Below are 19,453 nucleotides of genomic sequence, written 5' to 3'. Positions count from 1 at the left end.
GCCGCGCCGGGGACCCGCACCTAGGCTCGTCGCGACGGGGAACGGCCTTCCGTTCCGAACCGACGATGCGATGGGATGCACCATGACCGACTCCGAGAAGTGGCAGTTCGAGACCAAGCAGATCCACTCCGGAGCCGCGCCCGATCCCGTCACCAAGGCGCGCGCGACCCCGATCTACCAGACCACCTCCTACGTGTTCGACAACGCCGAGCACGCGAAGAACCTCTTCTCGCTCGCCGAGTTCGGCAACATCTACACCCGCATCCAGAACCCGACGCAGGCCGTCGTCGAGGAGCGCCTCACCGCGCTCGAGGGCGGCTCCGGGGCACTGCTGCTCGCCTCCGGCCAGGCGGCCGAGACCGCGGCGGTGCTCAACATCGCGCAGGCGGGCGACCACCTCGTCTCGTCGTCGTCGATCTACGGCGGCACCTACAACCTGTTCAAGTACACGCTGGCCAAGCTGGGCATCGAGACGACTTTCGTCGAGAACCAGGACGACCAGGAGGAGTGGCGCCGCGCGGTCCGCCCGAACACCAAGCTCTTCTTCGCCGAGACCATCGGCAACCCCAAGATCAACATCCTCGACATCCGCGCCGTGGCCGATGTCGCGCACGCGGCGGGCGTCCCGCTGATCGTCGACAACACGATCGCGACGCCGTACCTGATCCGCCCGTTCGAGCACGGCGCGGACATCATCGTGCACTCGGCGACCAAGTTCCTCGGTGGTCACGGCACCGTGATCGGCGGCGCGATCGTCGACGGCGGCACCTTCTCCTGGACCGCGAACGCGGCGAAGTTCCCCGGGCTGACCACGCCCGATCACTCGTACCACGGCGCGGTCTACACCGACGCGGTCGGCGACGCCCTCGCCTACATCATCAAGGCCCGCGTGCAGCTGCTGCGCGACCTCGGTGCCTCGATCGCGCCGGCGAGCGCCTGGCAGCTGATCCAGGGCATCGAGACGCTGTCGCTGCGGATCGAGCGCCACGTGCAGAACGCGCAGGAGATCGCGGAGTACCTGGAGAACCACTCCGACATCGCGACGGTCAACTACTCGGGGCTGCCCACCTCGCCCTGGTACGCGGCGGCGAACCGCTATGCGCCGAAGGGCGTGGGCGCGGTCCTCTCCTTCGAGCTCAAGGGCGGGGTGGACGCGGGACGCGCCTTCGTCGACTCGCTCGTGCTGTTCTCGCACCTGGCGAACATCGGCGACGTCCGCTCGCTGGTGATCCACCCGGCGTCGACCACGCACTCGCAGCTCACCCCGGAGCAGCAGCTCACCGCCGGCGTCACCCCCGGGCTCGTCCGCCTCTCCGTCGGCCTCGAGAACATCGACGACCTCCGCGCCGACCTCGCCCAGGCCCTGCAGGCCGCCCGCAGTGTCGTCGAGGCCTCCCGCGCCAACGCCTGACGGCCCCGTCATGCTGGTCGAGTAGCCGCGCAGCGGCGTATCGAGACCCACCGTGCTGACAACGGCGGATCTCGATACGGCCGCTCCGCGGCCTACTCGATCAGCATGGGCGGGCGGCCGTTGCGCGGCCTCCTCGATCAGCAGGGGTCCGCTCCGCGGCCTACTCGATCAGCGAGGCGAGCGTCACCCCCGCGTAACAAAGGCCGGGCGCCCGCCGCGCTCTGCCACGATGGACACCGCTATGGACTGGCAGCAGACACTCGAGGACACCGTCCCTTCGGCGTTCGTCACCGAGCGCCAGCTCCGCTCGGTGATCGGCAAGCCGCCCGCCACCGGGGCCTGGCGCGAGGGCGACCACCCAGGCGGGCGGCGCTTCGTCGAGATCGGCCCGTTCGCCTTCGAGGCGGGCGGCCGCCTCCCCCACGTCCGGGTGGCGTACGAGAGCTGGGGCGAGCTCTCCCCCGCGCGCGACAACGCGATCCTCGTCCTGCACGCGCTGACCGGCGACTCGCACCTGATCGGCCGCGGCGACCCGGGTCACGCGACCGACGGCTGGTGGTCCGGACTCGTCGGCCCCGGCCTCGTGATCGACACCGACCGCTACTTCGTCGTCGCCCCGAACATGCTCGGCGGCTGCCAGGGCTCGACCGGCCCCGCCTCGCTCGCCCCCGACGGGCACGAGTGGGGCGCGCGCTTCCCGTACACGACGATCCGCGACCAGGTCGCCGTGCAGGCGCTCTTCACCGACCGGCTCGGCATCGACCGCTGGCACACCGTCATCGGCGGCTCGATGGGCGGGATGCAGGCGCTGGAATGGGGCATCGACCACCCCGAGCGGGTCGCCCGGCTCGCGGTCCTCGCCGCTCCCCCGCGCGCCACCTCCGACCAGATCGCGCTCAACTTCGTCCAGCTCGAGGCGATCCGCAACGACGCCGCCTTCGCGGGCGGCGCCTACTACGACGCCGGTGACGGCAAGGGCCCGTACCATGGCCTGGCGCTGGCCCGCCGGATGGCGCTGCTCAACTACCGCAGCCCGTCCGAGCTCAACGACCGCTTCGAGCGGAGCTGGCAGTCCGGCCTCAGCCCACTGGGCGGCGGCGGCCGGTTCGCGGTCGAGTCGTACCTCGACTTCCACGGCAACAAGTTCACCCGGCGCTTCGACGCGAACAGCTACATCACCCTCGTCGAGGCGATGAACTCGCACGACGTGGGGCGCGGGCGCGGCGGCGAGGCCGAGGCGCTCGAGCGGATCACCAGCCCGACGCTCGTGCTCGGGATCGACAGCGACCGGCTGTTCCCGGTGGACGGGCAGCGGATCATCGCCGCCCACGCCCGCGGCACCATCGACGGCGACGAGGTCGCGGTGATCAGCTCGACCTTCGGGCACGACGCCTTCCTCATCGAGGACGACGCGGTCGGCGGCCACCTCGCGAGGCTCCTGGCGGTCTGACCCGATCCCGGCCGTCCCGCGGGCCGACCGCCGGTCTGTGACTATCGTGAGACGGGGGGGTCCGCCCCGCGCCGCCCACCGGAAGGAGCGTGCCCGTGCCGTTGGTCCGCAGCGCTCGCGAGCGCGACCGCCTCCTCCGCCAGTCCGCGCGCAGCATCGGCCTCCTGATCGACGCCACGGCGATCGCCCTGGTCCTCGGCCCCGGGGCAGTGGCGCCCGACGCCGTGCCGTTCGCGGTGGCGCTGCTGCTCGGACTCGCCGTCCTCCACCTGCAGCTCGGCCGCAGCGGACGCACGCTCTGGGTGCTCCTGCTCGCCGCCGGCGGCCTGGCGCTGAGCATCGGGCTCGCGAGCGCCATCGGCGTGAGCAGCGGCTTCGAGGGCTACGTGCTCGTCGGCACTGCCAACGCCGTCACGAGCACCGTCGCCGTCGTCGTCACCACCTCCGTCCGCCGGCTGCTGCTGCTGCTGCCCGTCCTGGTGCCGAGCGTGGTCGTCTCCGTGCTGGTCGCCGAGGAGGCGATGCTGTCCAACGCGCTCGTGCAGAGCCTGCTGCCCTGGGGCACGCTCGCCGGCTTCGCGCTCTGGATCAGCACGGCCGTCCCCCGGGTCGTCCGGCGCATCGACAGCATCGGCAACGCGCACCGCGTCGAGCGGCAGGCCAGCGAGACGGAGGCGCAGCGCCGCCAGGGAGCGCGGCTCCTGCACGACACGGTGCTCGCGACGCTCACCCTGCTCGCCCACTCCGGCCGCGGCGTCTCCGAGGACGCGCTCCGCCGCCAGGCCGCTCAGGACGCGCAGCTCCTGCGCCAGCTGCGCCTGGGTGGGACGCCGACGCCGAGCGCATCCGGCTCGTACCAGCTGACCAGCGTCACGGCGTCACCCGCCGCGACCTCGCTCGAGGACGTGCGGGACCGGTTCGGCCGCCTGGGCCTCGAGGTCGTCCTGCACGGCTCCGGGGAGGTCGTCCTCGAGGGCGCCGCGCTCGACTCCTTCCTGCTCGCCCTCGCCGAGTGCCTCGAGAACGTGCGGCGGCACTCCGGTGTCGAGTCCGCCGACGTCACCATCACCGAGGACGAGCAGACCGTCCGCGCGATGGTGACGGACGCCGGTGCCGGCTTCGACATCGCCACGGTGCCCGCGACGAAGCTCGGGTTCAAGGAGTCGGTCGTCGCGAGGCTCGCGGACGTCGGCGGCCGCACCCGGCTCTTCAGCTCGCCCGGCTCCGGCACCACCGTCGTGCTGGAGGTGCCCAAGTGAGCGCCGGCACCGAGCGGGCCTCCCCCCTCCTCGGCGGACCCGGCGCCGCTCCACGCCGGCCCGACGGCTCGCCCCGCTCGGCCCGCGCGCGGAAGGGACAGCAGGAGACCCTGGGCACCAGCTACCTCGGCAGCGGCCTCACCGGCATCGCGGCGGCGCTGATGGTCTACGAGCTCCTGGTCTTCCTCGCCACCGTCGACGACTACGCGCGGCCGGGGCTGGTCGTCACGGCGTGGATCCTCCTCGTCGCCTCCTTCACGGCGACCGTGGTCGCCATCCACGTCTGCGGACAGCGGCTGCCCACCGCCGCCTACGTCGGCCTGCTCGTCGGGATCACCGGGGCTGTGGCGCTGGACCTGATCGCCGTCGCCGGTCACGGCCCGTCCGCCGCCGTCCCGACCGCCGCGGTGGCCGCCGCGGTCGCCCACGCCGCGATGATCGTGCACCGCCGCAGCATCGAGGTCCTCGCCGTCGCCTTCGCCATCGCGGTCGCCGAGCTCGTCGCCTACAGCGCCATGGGCTCGGGCGACGAGACCTCGTTCTCGGTGCGGATCAGCGCGATGGCCGTGACCCTCGCGCCCGCCGTCGTCGCGGTCGTGATGATGCGCGGCTTCCGCCGGATGGTCCAGCTCGAGATCGACCGCGCCCTCGTCCAGAGCACCACCCTCGGGCCGCGCTACGCGGTCGGCATGCTCGCCTCGGAGGAGCTCGCCCGCCTCGACCTCGCGGCCGAGCGCCTGCTCGCCGAGGTCGGCGACGGCACGACCGTTCTGCCGCTCGATCCGCACCGCGCCGCGCACGCCGCCGCGCTCGCGACCAGCCTCCGCCTCCACCTCATCGAGGGGCGTCGCGAGACCTGGCTGCACCACGCGATCCAGGAGTCCGAGCTGCTGGCCCCGCTCGTCGATCTGCACGACCCCGACGGCACCGCCGGCCTCCTCGGCCACCAGCAGCGGGACGGCCTGCTCTCCGCCATCTGGCTCATCCTCGACGGCGCCTCCGGGCTCACCGTCGTGCTGCACGTGGAGGCGGGCGCACCGCGCGAACCCGAGGCCGACGCACCGCCGCGCTCCCTGCTGGTGCCGCTCACTCTGCAGTCCGAGGGCGTGCCCGTGCGCGGAGTCGATCCCGCGACGTGGGAGGCTATCGCACAGGTCGGTGCGTTCCGCGACACGTCGCACGATGACGCTCTCCGGATCGAGATCGACTGCTACGTCGAGAATCCGGCCGATCGCTGAGCAGAGACGACCGCCCCGCCCTCCCGCCGAGCCGAAGGACACCGATGACCTCCACCGCAGAACCGAAGATCACGCTCGCCGTGGTCGACGATCACAAGATGCTCCTCGGTGCCCTCACGGAGTGGATCCGCGGCGCCGCGTCGGACATCCAGCTGGTCGCCGCGGTCGCCTCCTGGCCGGAGCTGCTCACCCACCCCGAGTTCCCCGTCGACGTCGTGCTGCTCGACCTGGACCTCAAGGACAACATCCCGATCTCGGTCAAGCTCTCCACCCTGAAGACCACCGGCGTGAAGACGGTGCTGATGAGCACCTACTCCGAGCCGGCCGTCGTCCGCGAGGCGCTCGCCTCGGGCGCGCTCGGCTACCTCGTCAAGACGGAGGACGCCGACATGATCGTCGAGGCGATCCGCGCGGCCAAGGACGGCCACTCCTACATCTCGCACGAGCTCGACATGGCGCTCTCCACCGGCGACTCCGACGGCGCCCCCAAGCTCAGCGCGCAGGAGCGCCGCGTGATGGCGCTCTACGGCGGCGGCGAGCCCGTCAAGTCCGTCGCCTTCGAGCTCGGCATCTCCGAGGAGACCGCGAAGTCCTACCTCAAGCGCATCCGCGAGAAGTACCGCGTGGTCGGCATCGACGTCGGCACCAAGGTCGCACTGCGCAAGCGCGCCATCCACGACGGGATCTTGATCGAAACGGATTGAATTCGTCGCGCCGCGCGGCGCGACGAAGTGAATCCGTTCGCGGGGGCGGTCCCCGCCCGCCCCCGCCGCAGTCGGCTTCACGAAGTGGGCGCGTTCTGTAGAGCGTCCTGCGGCGGCTGCGGAAATCCGCTGACACGCGGATTTCCGTCTGCACCGCGGCGGTGCTCTCCTGCGCGGCGGTCCCCGCCCGCCGCGCCGCAGTCGGCTTCGCGAAGTGGGCGCGTCCCGCAGAGCGTCTCACGGCGGCTGCGGAGAATCCGCTGACACGCGGATTTCCGTCTGCACCGCTCCGTGGCCGGCTCGTCTGCAGGCACGACGTACCGCGTGGTGCCCCACCCCATGTCGGTCGAGTAGCCCCGCAGGGGCGTATCGAGACCCACCGGCGTCAGCAGGGCGGCCTGCGGACCCCCCGTCCGGCGCTGGCGGATCTCGATACGCCCGCTTCGCGGGCTACTCGATCAGCATGTGCCGCCGCCGCGGCGCCCCTACAGGGCGTTGACCGGGACGCTGCCCGTGGCGGGGCGGGACGGGTCGCGCGGCGGGTCGACGGTGCCGCGGGCGCGGTCGATGGCGATGCTGGCGAAGGCGAGCAGGATCCCGGCCGCGGTGAGGACCACGCCGACCCAGATCGGCGACAGGTAGCCGAGGCCGGCGGCGATGGTCACCCCGCCGAGCGCGGCGCCGACGGAGTTGCCGATGTTGAGCGCGGAGTGGTTGAGCGCCGCAGCGATGGTCTGGCTGTCACGGGCGACGTCCATCAGCCGGGTCTGGATGGCCGGCGACGCCCCCGCCGAGAAGCCCGCCGCGAGGAACGTGAACACGACCAGACCCACGACCGACGTCGCGGTCAGCGCCAGGCCGATCAGCGACACGAGCACCCCGAGGAACAGCACCACGAGTGCGAGCCGCACGTTCCGGTCGGCCGCCCAGCCGCCCGCCAGATTGCCGACCGTCATGCCCAGGCCGATCACTACCAGGATCCACGGCACCGCGCCCAGCGGCAACCCGGTCACCTCGGTCGACAGCGGCGTGATGTAGCTGTACATCGCGAAGAGTCCGCCGAAGCCGATCGCACCGATCAGCAGGGTCATCCAGACCTGCAGCCGGCCGAAGGCCTTCAGCTCGTTGCGCACGGTCGCGCCCGGGTTCCCCCGCTGGAACGGCACGAGCAGCCACACGGCCACCACGGTCGCCGCGAAGATCGCCGCGACGACGAGGTACGCGCTGCGCCAGCCCGCGTTCTGCCCCACCCAGGTGATGGCGGGCACCCCGACGACGTTCGCGATGGTGAGCCCCGACAGCACGAAGGCGACGCCCTTGCCGCGCTTGCCCGGCCCCATCAGGTCCGCGGCGACGAGCGAGGCGATGCCGAAGTACGCGCCGTGCGGCAGCGCCGCGACGAAGCGAGCGGCCAGCACGAGCGGGAAGGTCGGCAGCAGGGCCGAGGCGACGGTCCCGATCGTGAACGCTGCCAGCAGGATCAGCAGCAGGCGCTTGCGCGGCCAGCGCGCGGCGGCCGCGGCGATCGTCGGAGCACCGACGACGACGCCGAGCGCGTAGGCGGAGATCAGCAGTCCGGCCTGCGAGTTCGCCTGCTCGGAGCTCGCGGCGTAGACGTCCGGGAGCAGGTCGGCGGCGAGCTGCGGCAGCAGCCCCATCGCGACGAACTCGGTCGAGCCGATGGCGAAGCCCCCCATCGCGAGAGCGAGCAGGGCGAGGCGGGTCCGGGCCGGGGAGAGGGTCACCGGACCACGATAGCGAGGATCGGAAGCGGATCGAAACGATTCGAGTCGGAGAGCGCTCCCGCGCGCCTCACTCCTCGAGCGCGCGGCCGAGCCGCTCGATCTTGGCGTCGATCTCGCCCGAGTAGCCGGGCCGGATGTCGGCCTTCAGCACCAGCGAGACCCGCGACCCGTAGGCGCCGACCGCCTCGGTCGCGCGCTTGATCACGTCGAAGACCTCGTCCCACTCGCCCTCGATCTCGGTGAACATCGAGGTCGTGCGATTCGGCAGGCCGGAGTCGCGGACGATGCGGACGGCGGCGGCGACGGCGTCGTGGACGGAGGCGTCGGGACCCTCACCGCCGGACGGAGCGACGGAGAATGCGACCAGCACGAGGGACCTCCCAGCGGATCCGACCACCGGACCCGCCGTCCAGCCTAAGCGCGCACGCCCTCGGCAGCGCGAGCGCGGCTCCCCGTCCGCCACAGCTCGCGGAGCACCCAGCCGAGCAGCACGAGCAGCAGCACGTTGCGGACGGTCAGCGCCAGCACCATGCCCGCGTTCGAGTACAGCAGGAAGAGGTAGAGGTACGGGTAGACGATCTGCGTGAACACCGCGATCGCGAGGGTCAGCTTCGCCGGCGTCGCGAAGTCGCGACCGGCCACGACGAGCCCGACGATCACCGGCGGCGCCAGCCAGACGATGTACTGCGGCGAGAGCACCTTGTTGATGTCGATCAGCACCAGGACGAGTCCGAGGCTCAGCAGCGGCAGCAGCCGCACCGGCGACGCCTTCGCGCGCAGCGCCCGGAGACCGAGCAGCACCGTGCCGACCACCGCGAGCGCGAGCGCCGGGTTCATCAGCTCCGCGGCGACATCGGTGAACGGGCCGTGCATCTCGAAGGTGTTGATGTCGGCGGCGTACCAGACGTAGCTGCCGGCCCAGCCGCCGATCGAGAGCCACATCCAGAGCGTGCTGACGGGCGCCTCGATCTGCAGACCGCGCGTGGTCTGGTCGGTGACGAAGCTGAAGACGTACTCGCCGCCGCCGAGCGCATACACGCCGGCGATGATCGCGACGGAGAGCCCGGCACCGACGGCGACGAGCCGCCAGCGGCCGCGCAGCACCAGGACGGCGGCACCGAGCAGGGCGGCGGGCCAGACCTTGATCCACGTCGCGACGGTGAGCGCGAGCGCGGCGACGACCGGTCGGCTGGAGGCCCAGAGCAGTCCGGCGATGGCGAGCGGAACGGTGAAGGCGTCGATCCGGCCGACGGCGATCGGCCCGAGGAGCACCAGGAAGAGCAGCCACCAGCGCGCCGCAGCGAGCCGGGCGGGGATCCCGCGGTGCAGGAGCAGGGCGAAGGCCGCCGCATCGACGGCGATCACGCCGACGAGCCAGGTCAGGTCGTAGCCCGCCTCTCCGAAGAGCCAGGCGGCGCTGATCGGCACCAGGGCGAGGATCGGGTAGACCCAGCCGGTGTCGAAGCCGACGAGCCCGCCGCCCTCGACGGCGGTCCGCATCCAGCCCTTGTAGACGATGCTGACGTCCCCCATCGGCAGTCCCGGGGCGTAGAGCGCCAGCAGGGAGAGCAGGACGTGCACGAGGGCGAAGCCGCCCCACAGCACGGCGGCGGAGTCGCGGTTCTCGCGCAGCCACGCGATCGGGCGGGCGGAGGGGCGGAGGGAGGCGCGGGTGGCGGCGGTCTCTGAGGCGGCAGGGGTCGGCACCGCGTCAGTGTAGACGGCGCCCTCATCGGACCCCTGAACAGCCCTGGGAACTCCTCCCTGAGCGGCCACCGGCCGCATCAGTACCCGGCGAAGGCGTCGGTGCGGACCTTCTTCGCACCGGCCGAGCGGAGGGCGCCGCGGACGGAGTCGACGAACGCGGGCGAGCCGGAGACGAAGCCGACCCGGCGCGGCGCGTCGGGCACGGCGTCCGCGAGGCGCTCCGCCGTGATCCGTCCGGCGACGTGCGACCAGCCCTCGGGCAGCCGATCCGGCGCCTCGGGCGAGACCAGCACGACGCGGGCCCCGGAGGCGCGGAGGAGCTCGCGGTACGCCACGTCCTCCAGCCGGGCGGCCGCGTAGACGACGACCACGTCGCGCTCCGGTCCGGCCGCGATCGCCGTCAGCTGGCTCGCGAACGGCGTGATGCCGATGCCGCCCGCGACCAGGAGCAGCGGCGTCGCCGGGTCGGCCGGCAGCACGAAATCGCCGCCGACGCTCGTGGCGCGGACCACGGCGCCGGGCTCGAGACCGGCGAGCGCCCGCTTGAAGCTGCTCGCCTTCTCGGGCAGCCGCATGGCCACGGCGATCTCGCCGTCGGCGGGAGCGGAGGCGATGGAGAAGGTGCGGCGGCTCCCCCGGCCGTCGGAGCGGTGCGGCACGTCGAGCTCGAGCCACTGGCCCGCCTCGAAGCGCACCGGCGTCCGCGGGGCGAAGCGGTACTCCATGATGCCCGGCGCGATGACGCTCGAGGAGCGCAGCTCCAGCGACAGCCGCCGGCGCTGGCCGAAGAAGAACGCGATCGCGTTGCCCGCGACGAGGCCGAGCTCCGGGCTGGCGTGCAGCGGTCCGAGCGAGAACGGGACCGTCGTGAGCAGAGCCGCGACGACGGCCACGATCAGCTGCTGGGAGCGGCGCGGGGCGAGGGTCAGCGGCTCGGTCAGCATGAAGGCGCCGGCGAAGACGAACGGGTACGCGGTCAGGACCAGCGACAGCGCGGCTCCGGGCTCCTGGCCGTTCATCACCGAGTTGAGCACGGAGACGGTTCCGGCGACCGCGATGAAGACGACGACGATCGCCCAGCGGCGCACCCGTGCGACGACGACGAGCGCGCCGAGCAGCACCCACGGCCAGAGCGCGCCGGTGGGCAGCGCCCAGGCCGCGGCGGTCAGCGAGCCCGCGAACGGGGTGTCCTGCAGCAGGCCCTGCGCGATGCCGACGATCAGCACCGCGACGGCGGCCGGGTTGAAGAGGTGGCGCCCGCGCCAGACCAGCACGTACTTGGACGCCGCGGCGATCACGCCGATCAGCGCGACGACCAGCAGGGCGCGCGGCTCCGAGGTCGGGAAGAGCAGGAACGCGATCAGCAGTCCGGTCACCAGCGAGGACTCGAGGTGGGCGGGCGAGCCGACCAGCCGGGCGATCAGCCAGGTCGCCCCGGTCGTCGAGACGATCGCCACGACGGCGGTCGCCGCGATCTCGATCGGCGTGAAGAAGATCAGCCCGGCGGCGGAGTAGCCGAGCGCGACCACGAGCAGCGCGGCGAGCGTCAGCCAGACCAGCCGGTACATGGTGATGCGACCGAGGGCGCGATCGAGGGTGCCGATCATCAGAAGACCTCTCCGGGGAAGCGGGGCGAGTAGTGCAGGCCGCCGGCGCTGAGCACGCGGACGAACTCGAAGTCGAAGCGCTCGGCGAGCACCTCGGGCGGGCAGACGAAGAGGGCGGTCGCGAGACCGTCGGCGACGAGGGTGCTGTCGGCGACGACCCAGGTGGCGATGACGGTGTCGACCGGGCGGCCGGTGCGGCCGTCGAGGACGTGGTGCAGCCCGTCGCCCCAGACCCGGCGGTTGCCGGCCGAGGCGCAGAGCGCGCGCTCGCCCGGCTCGGCGACGCCGATCGCGCGGCTCGCGTCGAAGGGGTGCTCCAGGCCGACGCGGTAGGCGCCGACCCCGCGGGCGCGCAGGTCGCCGCTCGCGTCGACGACGGCGCGCTCGACGCCCGCGCTCGCGAGCTCGTCCAGGACGAGGTCGACGAGCTGACCCTTGCCGGCCGCGCCGACGTCGAGCACGACTCCGGCTGCGGTGCGGAGCGTCGCTCCCCCGCCGACGCGGGCCGCGGCCCAGGACGGAGCCGGCGCGACGGGGCCGCGCGGCACCAGGGAGTAGGCCGTGTCGTAGCCGAGCTGCTCGAGGGCGTCGCCGACGAACGGCGTGACGCCGCCCCCGGTCAGCGCGAAGAGCTCGTCGTAGAGGGCGAACAGCTCGACCGCCTCCGCCGGGAAGACGTGCTCGCCGGGCTCGGTCCGAAGGCGCGAGGCGGCGGAGTCGTCGCGGAACCGCGACCAGGTGCGGTCGTAGGCCTCGACGCGCCGCTGGACCCGCTCGCGCACGAGCGCGTCCAGCGGCGCGTCCGTGTCGATCTGCCAGGTGGTGCCGATCGCCTCGAACCGCCAGGCGTTCTCGAGGACGCGCCGGGTCGCGGCCGGCGCGGCGTCAGGGTGCAGAGGGTCAGGCCGCGGCATCGGCCTTGATCGTCTCGACGGCGTCGTTGAAGCCGCCGGAGGTGAGCGAGGAGCCGGAGACCTTGGTGACGTCGAGCTCGTCGAGGCTCTTGCCGACGACCTCGCCCGAGATGCCGCTGGCGAAGCGGGTCTGGTACTCCTGGCCGGTCGGGTTCTCGGACTCGGGGGTCACCGTGACGGCGGTGACGACGCCCGACTCGAGGGTCAGCTCGACGCCGACCGACTCGTTGCCGCCGGGCGAGGTGTAGGAGCCGTCGGCCTCGTAGGTGCCGTCGGCGTAGGCGCCGGTCGCGGCGGAGCCGGTCGACGCGGAACCGGTCGACTCGGGGGCGGCGCTGGAGGTCGCGGCGGGCGCGCTGGTCGCGGCGGCGCTCGAGCCGGCGTCTTCGGTCCCGGCGGTGGCGGTGCTCGAGCAGGCGGCGAGGGCCGCGAGGGTGCCGGCGCCGGCGAGGAGGGTGAGGGCGTAGCGGACGGGAGTCGTGGTCTTCGCGGTCATGTCTGTTCTCCTGTGTGGGGGTCGGACGCGGCTGTCGTCTCCGACGCTAGGGCCGGGAGCTCGGGGGTTCCGATGAGACGGCTGTGCGGCTCCGATGACCGGGTCGCGGGGGAAGGCCGTCTCTCCTGTGTCAACGGGCCGGGGACGCGATCGGTTCAGTGCGGCAGGCGATGGCGGCGTTTCAGTTCAGCAGCCGCGCGACGACGCCGGGGAGCTGCTCGGCGATGTCGAGGGCCGCGATCGGCCCGCCTCCGGACGCCGCCGCGCCGGCCTGCGCGTGCAGGACGGCCGCGGCGGCGGCGACCGCCGCGAGATCCTCGTCCCCGAGCGTCGTCCCCCGGCTCTCCGCATCCGCGGCCCGGCCGGCCAGCAGCGCGCCGAGCACTCCGCCGAGGACGTCCCCGCTGCCCGCCGTGGCGAGCCAGGGCGTCGAGCCGCTGACCTCGTGGGCGGTGCCCCCGGAGACCACGTGCGTGGTGCTGCCCTTGAGCAGCACGCAGACCCCGAAGCGCTCGGCGGTGCGCCGCGCCCAGCCGCTCGCGCCGGCGGCGATCGCGGCCGCGTCGACGTCCACCCCGGCCCGTGTGAGCAGGCCGGCGAGCTCGCGGTAGTGCGGAGTGACGACCACCGGCCCGCGGGCCTCGCCGATCAGGTCGAGCGCGCCCGCGTCGAGCACCACGGGGACCCCCGAGTGCAGCTGCTCGAGCAGGGCGGCGCGCTCGTCCTCCGAGCGGTCGTCCGCGCTCGTCCCGGAGCCGAGGAGCCAGGCCTGCACCCGCCCGGCCGAGGTCACGACCTCGGGGCGACGCGCCAGCACGAGGGCGGACGGCCGCTCCGGCCCGACGTAGCGCACCATCCCCAGCCCGGTGCGCACCGCCGCCTCGACGCCGAGCACCGCCGCCCCCGGGTAGCGCTCGGACCCGGTCGCGATCCCGAGCACCCCGCGGCTGTACTTGTCGTCCTCGGCGCGCGGCACCCGCACAACCAGCGCCGCCTCCGCGAGCCCGAACTCCCTCTGCCCATCCGTCATCCCGCCAGCCTAGGTCGCACCCCCGACGCCACCCTCTGCGCGATCCACCCGCAGCAGAACTCCGGCGGGTGCTCGCACGATCACGGCGGGTCTCGATACGCCCTGCGGGCTGCTCGACCAGCATGGAGGCGCGCTGGCGAACACGGGTGCCCCACCATGCTGATCGAGTAGCCCGCGGAGCGGGCGTATCGAGCGGAGGGGGCGCCTTCGGCGCCAGCGCAGGGCGGGGAAGAGACCGACGTTCCTGCGGTGGTGGGTCTCGATACGCCCCTGCGGGGCTACTCGACCAGCATGTCTGCGGGCGTCTCTTCCAAGTAGATCCACCACCGTCAGCACCTGAGTCTGCAGTCCCGCCCTGCTGGAGACGGTGGGTCTCGATACGCCCCTGCGGGGCTACTCGACCAGCATGAAGGGCCGCCGCTGCCGCACCCGCAGCCGGCGACGCTTCCGCCGTGAAGCCCAGTCGGCGAAGCAGCTGCCCATCTCAGCCGGCGAAGCCGCTGCCCACCGCAGTCGGCGAAGCCGCTGCCGGCCACCGCAGTCGGCGAAGCCGCTGCCCCGCCGCAGTCGGCGAAGCCGCTGCTGCCCACCGCAGTCGGCGAAGCCGCTGCCACCCCGCCTCGAGTCGAGGCGCGGGCCGGGGAGGTGGTGATCGCAAGGCGGAGGAGGGAGCGATACCGGCGGTATCGCGACCGACGACAACGCCGCGAGCGCCGCCTCCCCGGCCCGCGCCTCAGCGGCGGGTGGCGTCGTCGACTTCGCCGACCAACTCCTCGATGATGTCCTCGAGGAACAGGACGCCGGTCGCGCGGCCCTGCTCGTCGAAGGCGCGCGCGAGGTGAGCGCCGGTGCGGCGCATGATCGCGAGGGCGTCCTCGAGGTCGGTGGCCTCGAAGATCGAGGCGAGCTGGCGGATCCGCTTGGCCGGGATGGGCAGGCGGAACTTGGGCCCCTCGGTGTCGCCGTCGAGGTCGAGGACGTCCTTGAGGTGGATGTACCCCTCGGGCTGCCCGTCCTCGCCGAGCACGACGTAGCGCGAGAAGCCGTGCTTCGCGACGGCGCGCTCGACGTCGGCGGGCGAGGCTCCGGCGGGGAGGCTGACGATGCCGTCGAGCGGCAGCGCGACGTCGTGCACCTTCTTCTCGGTGAACTCGAACGCGGCGAGGAGGGTGCCGTTGCTGCGCAGGGTGCCCTCGCGGGTCGACTGGTCGACGATCGTCTGCACCTCCTCGAGCGTGAAGGTGCTGTTCGCCTCGTCCTTCGGCTCGACGCGGAAGAGCCGCAGCACCCCGTTCGAGATCGCGTTGAGCGCGACGATGATCGGGCTGATCACGCGGGCGATCGCGACGAGCGGCGGCGCGAGCAGCAGCACGGCGCGGTCCGGCATCGAGAACGAGATGTTCTTCGGCACCATCTCGCCGAGCACGACGTGCAGGAACGAGACGATCACCAGGGTGATCACGAAGGCGACCGTGCCCGAGAACTCGTCCGGGATGCCGACCGCGTGCAGCGGCACCTCGAGCAGGTGGTGGATCGCCGGCTCGCTGACGTTGAGGATCAGCAGCGAGCACACGGTGATGCCCAGCTGCGTCGTCGCCAGCATCAGGGTGGCGTGCTCCATCGCGGCGAGCGCGGTGATCGCGCTGCGGCGTCCGCTCTCGGCGAGGGGCTCGATCTGGGAGCGGCGCGCGGAGATGACCGCGAACTCCGCTCCGACGAAGAAGGCGTTCGCGGCGAGCAGCACCACGAGCCAGGCGATTCCTGCCCAGTCACTCATGGTCGGCCTCCTGGCGTCCTCGGTGCGGCCGGCCCACGTCGGCGAGCGGGTCGGGGATGCCCTCGCCCGCCGCGTCGGGGTCCGGGGTGAAGCGGAGCCGGTCGATGCGCCGGCCGTCGAGCCGCTCGACGCGGAGCGACCCGCCCTCGACGGGCACCTCGTCGCCGACGGCGGGCAGACGGCCGAGCTCGCTCATCACGAATCCGGCGACCGTCTCGTACGGCCCCTCCTCGGGGATGACCACGCCGGCGCGGTCGCGCACCTCGTCGGGCCGGAGCATGCCGGGGAAGGTGGTCGAGCCGGGCAGCTTGACGACGTCGGGACGGGAGCGGTCGTGCTCGTCCGCCACCTCGCCGACGAGCTCCTCGACGAGGTCCTCGAGCGTCGCGACGCCCGCCGTTCCGCCGTACTCGTCGACGACGACCGCGAGCTGGAAGCCGCGACCGCGCAGCTCGGTGAGCAGCACGTCCAGCTTCATCGTCTCGGGCACGCGGAGCGGCTCCGAGCGCAGCGCGGTGACGGGCACCTCGGAGCGCTTGCCGCGCGGCACCGCGACCGCCTGCTTGACGTGCACGACGCCGACGATGTCGTCGATGTCGTCGTCCGTGATCGGGAAGCGCGACAGCCCGGTGGTCCGGGCGAGGTCGAGGACGTCCTGCGCGGTGCTGGAGCGCTCGAGCGTGGACAGCCGCAGCCGCGGCGTCATCACGTCGCCCGCGGAGAGCGCGGAGAAGCGGAGGGTGCGCCCGAGCAGGTCGGCCGTGTCCTCCTCGAGCAGTCCGGCGCTCGCGGAGTGCCGCACCAGGCTCGAGAGCTCCTCGGCGCTGCGGGCACCCGAGAGCTCCTCCTTCGGCTCGATGCCGGCCAGGCGGAGCAGGGCGTTCGCGCTGCCGTTCAGCAATGCGACGGCGGGGCGGAAGACGGTCGTGAACGCGGTCTGGATCGGCACGACCAGCTTCGCCGTCGCCCGCGGCAGCGCCAGCGCGAAGTTCTTCGGCACCAGCTCGCCGAGGATCATCGACAGCAGCGTCGCGATGACGATCGCGAGCACCGTCATGATCGGCGTCAGCACCTCGTCCGGGATCCCGAGCCCGCCGAACGGCACCCGCAGCAGGGTCGAGAGCGCCGGCTCCATCGTGTAGCCGGTGAGCAGCGTCGTCAGCGTGATGCCGAGCTGCGCGCTGGAGAGGTGCGTCGAGGTGACGCGGAGGGCGGCGATCGTCATGCCGAGGCGGGTCTCGCCGCGGTCGCGGCGGGCCTCGAGATCGGCGCGGTCGAGGTTGACCAGCGCGAACTCGCTGGCGACGAACACGCCGGTGCCGAGCGTCAGCAGCAGGCCGACGCCGAGCAGGAGCCACTCAGTGCCCACGGGGATCACCCCCGGTCAGCGGAAGCGGGAGCGGCTGCAGGATCGAGCGCGAGGGGATCGGGGAGATCCGAACGAGCCGGTGCGAGGGCGGATGCGCAGAAGGGGGGTCGTCCATTGTGGCGTCGAGTCTAGCGGCAGCCCGGCTCCGGCAGGGCCGCGCTCAGAGCCACTTCTTGCGCTTGAACACGGCGTAGAGCACGAAGCCGAAGACCAGCATCAGCCCGATCGCCCACGGGTAGCCGAGCCGCCAGTGCAGCTCCGGCATGTCGTCGAAGTTCATGCCGTAGATGCCCGCGACGAGCGTCGGCGCGAACAGGATCGCTGCCCAGGAGGAGATCTTCCGCACCACGTCGTTCTGGGCCAGCCCGGTCTCGGTCTGCCGCCGCGAGACCAGCGTCGAGTGCACGGTCAGCGCCTTGTCCAGGATCGCCCGCAGCGCGTCGACGGCCTCCGTCACCCGGATGGTGTGGTCGAGCACGTCGCGGAGCGAGCGGTGCAGCTCGACGTGGTCGAGCGTCGCGTCGGCGCCCGGGGCCGCGTCCGGCGCCTCGGCGAGCTCGCGCAGCAGCGCCGTCAACGGCTGCACCGAGCGCTGGAAGTGGATGACCTCGCGGGAGAGCCGGTAGATGCGCTCCGAGAGCCCGTCGTCCGAGCCGTCGCCGAAGAGCTGGTCCTCGATCTCGTCGACGTCGCCCTGCACGCCCTGCACCACCGGCGCGTACTCGTCGACGACCTGGTCGAGGATCGCGTAGAGCACCGCCTCCGGTCCGCGGGAGAGCAGCGACGAGTCCCCCTCGAGCCGCTTGCGCACCGCCGCCAGGTCCGGCGAGTCCGCGTGCCGGATGGTGACCACGAAGTCGGGGCCCACGAACACGTGCAGCTCGCCGAAGACGACCGTCTCGGCGGAGTCCACGTAGCGCGCAGGACGGAGCACCACGAAGAGCCCGTCGTCGTAGCGCTCGAGCTTCGCCCGCTGGTGGCCGCTCAGCGCGTCCTCGACGGCGAGCGGGTGCAGCCCGAACTCCTGGGCGACCGCCTCGACCTCCTCGCGGCTCGGGCGGTACAGCCCGATCCAGGCCATGCCGTGCTCGTCGCGCATCAGCTCGAAGGTGTCCTCGAGCGAGTCGGGGTTCCGGATGCGGTGACCGCCGACGTACACGGCGTTGTCGACGATCGTCATGGGCTCGGTTCTAGCACGCGCGCGCCGGGCTCCGGCTGACGGTCACCAGCGAGCGGTCACCAGCTGACCGGCAGCGCCTTGCCCTCCTCGTAGCCCGCCGCCGACTGCAGGCCGACCAGCGCGCGCTCGTGGAACTCGGCGACGCTGCGCGCCCCGGCGTAGGTGAAGGAGGAGCGCACGCCCGAGGTGATCATGTCGAGCAGGTCCTCGAGCGAGGGGCGCAGCGGATCGAGGTAGATCATCGACGAGGAGATGCCCTCGGCGAAGAGCCGCTTGCGGGCGAGCTCGTAGGCGTCGAGGCGGTCGAAGCGCTCCTGCACGGCCTTGGCCGAGGCCATGCCCCAGCTCTCCTTGTAGATCCGGCCGGCCGCGTCGCTGCGCAGCTCCCCCGGCGCCTCGATCGTGCCGGCGAACCAGGAGCCGATCATCACCGAGGCCGCACCGGCCGCGAGCGCGAGCGCCACGTCGCGCGGGTAGCGCACGCCGCCGTCGGCCCAGACGTGCGCGCCGAGCTCGCGGGCCCGCTCCGCCGTCTCGAGCACCGCGGAGAACTGCGGCCGCCCGACAGCGGTCATCATCCGCGTGGTGCACATCGCGCCCGGGCCGACGCCGACCTTGAGGATGTCCGCGCCCGCGTCGACGAGGTCGTGCACCGCGTCGGCGGTGACGATGTTGCCGGCCGCGATCGGCACGCCGAGCTTCAGCGCGGAGACGGTGCGCAGCGCGCGCAGCATCCCCTCCTGGTGGCCGTGCGCCGTGTCGAGCACGAGCACGTCGACGCCCGCGGCGACGAGGGCGCGCGCCTTGGCCGCGACGTCGCCGTTGATGCCGACCGCCGCGGCGATGCGGAGCCGACCGTCGGCGTCCAGCGCGGGGTCGTAGATGGTCGAGCGCAGCGCGCCGGTGCGCGAGAGCGTGCCGACCAGCGCGCCGTGGTGCAGCACCGGGGCGAAGTCGAGGTCGGCCGCGACCATCAGGTCGAAGGCGGCGCGCGCGGTGGTGACGTCGTCGGCGTCGATCGAGGCGGAGGCGCCGTGCACGAGGTCGCCGAGCCGGGCGTCCTCCAGGGCCGTGGCGAGCCGCGCGGCCGGGACGCAGCCGAGGATCGTGCCGTCCTCCTCCTGCACCACGAAGCCGTGGCCCGCGACGGCCGGGAGGATCGCGAGCGCCTCCTCGACGGTCGTCGACGGCGAGGCGGTGAGCGCCCCGGAGAAGGCGACCGGCTGGCCCTTCACCCAGCGGATCGCGGCGTCGAGCTGCTGCAGCGGCATGTCCTGGGGCAGGACGCCGAGCCCGCCGCGCCGGGCGAGCGTCGCCGCGAGCCGGGGCCCGGTGACCGAGTTCATGTTCGAGGAGACGATCGGGATGCTGGCTCCGGTGCCGTCACCGGGGGCGAGTGACACGTCGAGCCGGCTGGTCACGGAGGACCGGCCGGGAACGAGGAAGACGTCCGAGTAGGTGAGGTCGCCGGAGGGTGTTCCACCGTAGAAGCGCATGGAGACGACGCTACTCCGGCCCGGCTGGGGACCTTCGCCGGAGGATCCGGGCTAGGCTTGACGACCGGGA

16 protein-coding genes are annotated in these 19,453 nt (G+C 72.8%); 5 read left to right on the top strand and 11 right to left on the bottom strand.

All coding sequences use genetic code 11. The features are described from left to right. Window positions 1–82 precede the first annotated feature (82 nt). From EDF45_RS05780 to EDF45_RS05760, 5 genes are all read left to right on the top strand, one after another. Window positions 83–1,411, top strand: a complete 1,329-nt coding sequence (locus EDF45_RS05780; RefSeq protein WP_123735271.1) for a bifunctional o-acetylhomoserine/o-acetylserine sulfhydrylase — start codon at window positions 83–85, stop codon at window positions 1,409–1,411. A 241-nt stretch (window positions 1,412–1,652) separates the two neighbouring features. Next, entirely contained in the window at window positions 1,653–2,861 is a 1,209-nt protein-coding gene (locus tag EDF45_RS05775; RefSeq protein WP_123735270.1) for a homoserine O-acetyltransferase, read from the top strand. Between the two features lie 95 nt (window positions 2,862–2,956). Further along, a complete protein-coding gene (locus EDF45_RS05770) occupies window positions 2,957–4,120 on the top strand; it encodes a sensor histidine kinase (RefSeq protein WP_260311849.1) in 1,164 nt (387 codons plus the stop codon). Continuing rightward, window positions 4,117–5,358 carry a hypothetical protein gene (locus EDF45_RS05765; protein ID WP_123735268.1) on the top strand — a complete coding sequence of 414 codons (1,242 nt, stop codon included), beginning with the start codon at window positions 4,117–4,119 and terminating at the stop codon, window positions 5,356–5,358. Before EDF45_RS05770 ends, EDF45_RS05765 begins: the two co-directional genes overlap by 4 nt. Before the next feature lie 44 nt (window positions 5,359–5,402). Beyond that, entirely contained in the window at window positions 5,403–6,062 is a 660-nt protein-coding gene (locus EDF45_RS05760; protein WP_123445394.1) for a response regulator, read from the top strand. A gap of 485 nt (window positions 6,063–6,547) precedes the next feature. On the opposite strand, the gene EDF45_RS05755 is transcribed toward EDF45_RS05760, so the two are convergent. From EDF45_RS05755 to EDF45_RS05705, 11 genes are all read right to left on the bottom strand, one after another. Further along, complete coding sequence (locus tag EDF45_RS05755) at window positions 6,548–7,759, bottom strand: MFS transporter (protein ID WP_123735604.1); 1,212 nt, start codon at window positions 7,757–7,759, stop codon at window positions 6,548–6,550. A 115-nt stretch (window positions 7,760–7,874) separates the two neighbouring features. Beyond that, a complete protein-coding gene (locus EDF45_RS05750; RefSeq protein ID WP_123702710.1) occupies window positions 7,875–8,177 on the bottom strand; it encodes a thiamine-binding protein in 303 nt (100 codons plus the stop codon). 44 nt (window positions 8,178–8,221) lie between these two features. Then, window positions 8,222–9,514: a glycosyltransferase family 87 protein gene (locus EDF45_RS05745; protein WP_185020088.1), complete on the bottom strand. Its 1,293-nt coding sequence runs from the start codon at window positions 9,512–9,514 to the stop codon at window positions 8,222–8,224. Window positions 9,515–9,591: 77 nt separating this feature from the next. Next, window positions 9,592–11,121: an RnfABCDGE type electron transport complex subunit D gene (locus tag EDF45_RS05740; RefSeq protein WP_123735266.1), complete on the bottom strand. Its 1,530-nt coding sequence runs from the start codon at window positions 11,119–11,121 to the stop codon at window positions 9,592–9,594. Further along, the gene (locus EDF45_RS05735; RefSeq protein ID WP_123735265.1) at window positions 11,121–12,035 is read right to left on the bottom strand and encodes an FAD:protein FMN transferase; all 915 of its coding nucleotides are present in this window, start codon (window positions 12,033–12,035) and stop codon (window positions 11,121–11,123) included. Before EDF45_RS05735 ends, EDF45_RS05740 begins: the two co-directional genes overlap by 1 nt. After that, complete coding sequence (locus EDF45_RS05730) at window positions 12,022–12,531, bottom strand: FMN-binding protein (protein ID WP_123735264.1); 510 nt, start codon at window positions 12,529–12,531, stop codon at window positions 12,022–12,024. Before EDF45_RS05730 ends, EDF45_RS05735 begins: the two co-directional genes overlap by 14 nt. Window positions 12,532–12,712: 181 nt before the next feature. Then, window positions 12,713–13,561 carry an ADP/ATP-dependent (S)-NAD(P)H-hydrate dehydratase gene (locus EDF45_RS05725; protein ID WP_123735263.1) on the bottom strand — a complete coding sequence of 283 codons (849 nt, stop codon included), beginning with the start codon at window positions 13,559–13,561 and terminating at the stop codon, window positions 12,713–12,715. Window positions 13,562–14,294: 733 nt separating this feature from the next. Continuing rightward, window positions 14,295–15,338 carry a hemolysin family protein gene (locus EDF45_RS05720; protein ID WP_123444413.1) on the bottom strand — a complete coding sequence of 348 codons (1,044 nt, stop codon included), beginning with the start codon at window positions 15,336–15,338 and terminating at the stop codon, window positions 14,295–14,297. Then, complete coding sequence (locus tag EDF45_RS05715) at window positions 15,331–16,707, bottom strand: hemolysin family protein (RefSeq protein WP_243582421.1); 1,377 nt, start codon at window positions 16,705–16,707, stop codon at window positions 15,331–15,333. Before EDF45_RS05715 ends, EDF45_RS05720 begins: the two co-directional genes overlap by 8 nt. A gap of 160 nt (window positions 16,708–16,867) precedes the next feature. Beyond that, window positions 16,868–17,887: a magnesium/cobalt transporter CorA gene (gene corA, locus EDF45_RS05710; protein ID WP_123735262.1), complete on the bottom strand. Its 1,020-nt coding sequence runs from the start codon at window positions 17,885–17,887 to the stop codon at window positions 16,868–16,870. Window positions 17,888–17,943: 56 nt separating this feature from the next. Beyond that, window positions 17,944–19,383, bottom strand: a complete 1,440-nt coding sequence (locus tag EDF45_RS05705; RefSeq protein WP_123735261.1) for a GuaB1 family IMP dehydrogenase-related protein — start codon at window positions 19,381–19,383, stop codon at window positions 17,944–17,946. Between the last annotated feature and the right edge of the window lie 70 nt (window positions 19,384–19,453).

Source organism: Rathayibacter sp. PhB186 (genome assembly GCF_003751825.1).
Taxonomy (GTDB): domain Bacteria; phylum Actinomycetota; class Actinomycetes; order Actinomycetales; family Microbacteriaceae; genus Rathayibacter; species Rathayibacter festucae.
This window is presented reverse-complemented; position numbering and strand designations above follow the sequence as displayed.

Excerpts from the sequence above, each read along its gene's own strand:
- EDF45_RS05780 (WP_123735271.1), top strand. The coding sequence starts at position 83 with ATGACCGACTCCGAGAAGTGGCAGTTCGAGACCAAGCAGATCCACTCC.
- EDF45_RS05775 (WP_123735270.1), top strand. The coding sequence starts at position 1,653 with ATGGACTGGCAGCAGACACTCGAGGACACCGTCCCTTCGGCGTTCGTC.
- EDF45_RS05760 (WP_123445394.1), top strand. The coding sequence starts at position 5,403 with ATGACCTCCACCGCAGAACCGAAGATCACGCTCGCCGTGGTCGACGAT.
- EDF45_RS05755 (WP_123735604.1), bottom strand. The coding sequence starts at position 7,759 with ATGGGGGGCTTCGCCATCGGCTCGACCGAGTTCGTCGCGATGGGGCTG.
- EDF45_RS05740 (WP_123735266.1), bottom strand. The coding sequence starts at position 11,121 with ATGATCGGCACCCTCGATCGCGCCCTCGGTCGCATCACCATGTACCGG.
- EDF45_RS05735 (WP_123735265.1), bottom strand. The coding sequence starts at position 12,035 with ATGCCGCGGCCTGACCCTCTGCACCCTGACGCCGCGCCGGCCGCGACC.
- EDF45_RS05730 (WP_123735264.1), bottom strand. The coding sequence starts at position 12,531 with ATGACCGCGAAGACCACGACTCCCGTCCGCTACGCCCTCACCCTCCTC.
- EDF45_RS05725 (WP_123735263.1), bottom strand. The coding sequence starts at position 13,561 with ATGACGGATGGGCAGAGGGAGTTCGGGCTCGCGGAGGCGGCGCTGGTT.
- EDF45_RS05720 (WP_123444413.1), bottom strand. The coding sequence starts at position 15,338 with ATGAGTGACTGGGCAGGAATCGCCTGGCTCGTGGTGCTGCTCGCCGCG.
- corA (WP_123735262.1), bottom strand. The coding sequence starts at position 17,887 with ATGACGATCGTCGACAACGCCGTGTACGTCGGCGGTCACCGCATCCGG.
- EDF45_RS05705 (WP_123735261.1), bottom strand. The coding sequence starts at position 19,383 with ATGCGCTTCTACGGTGGAACACCCTCCGGCGACCTCACCTACTCGGAC.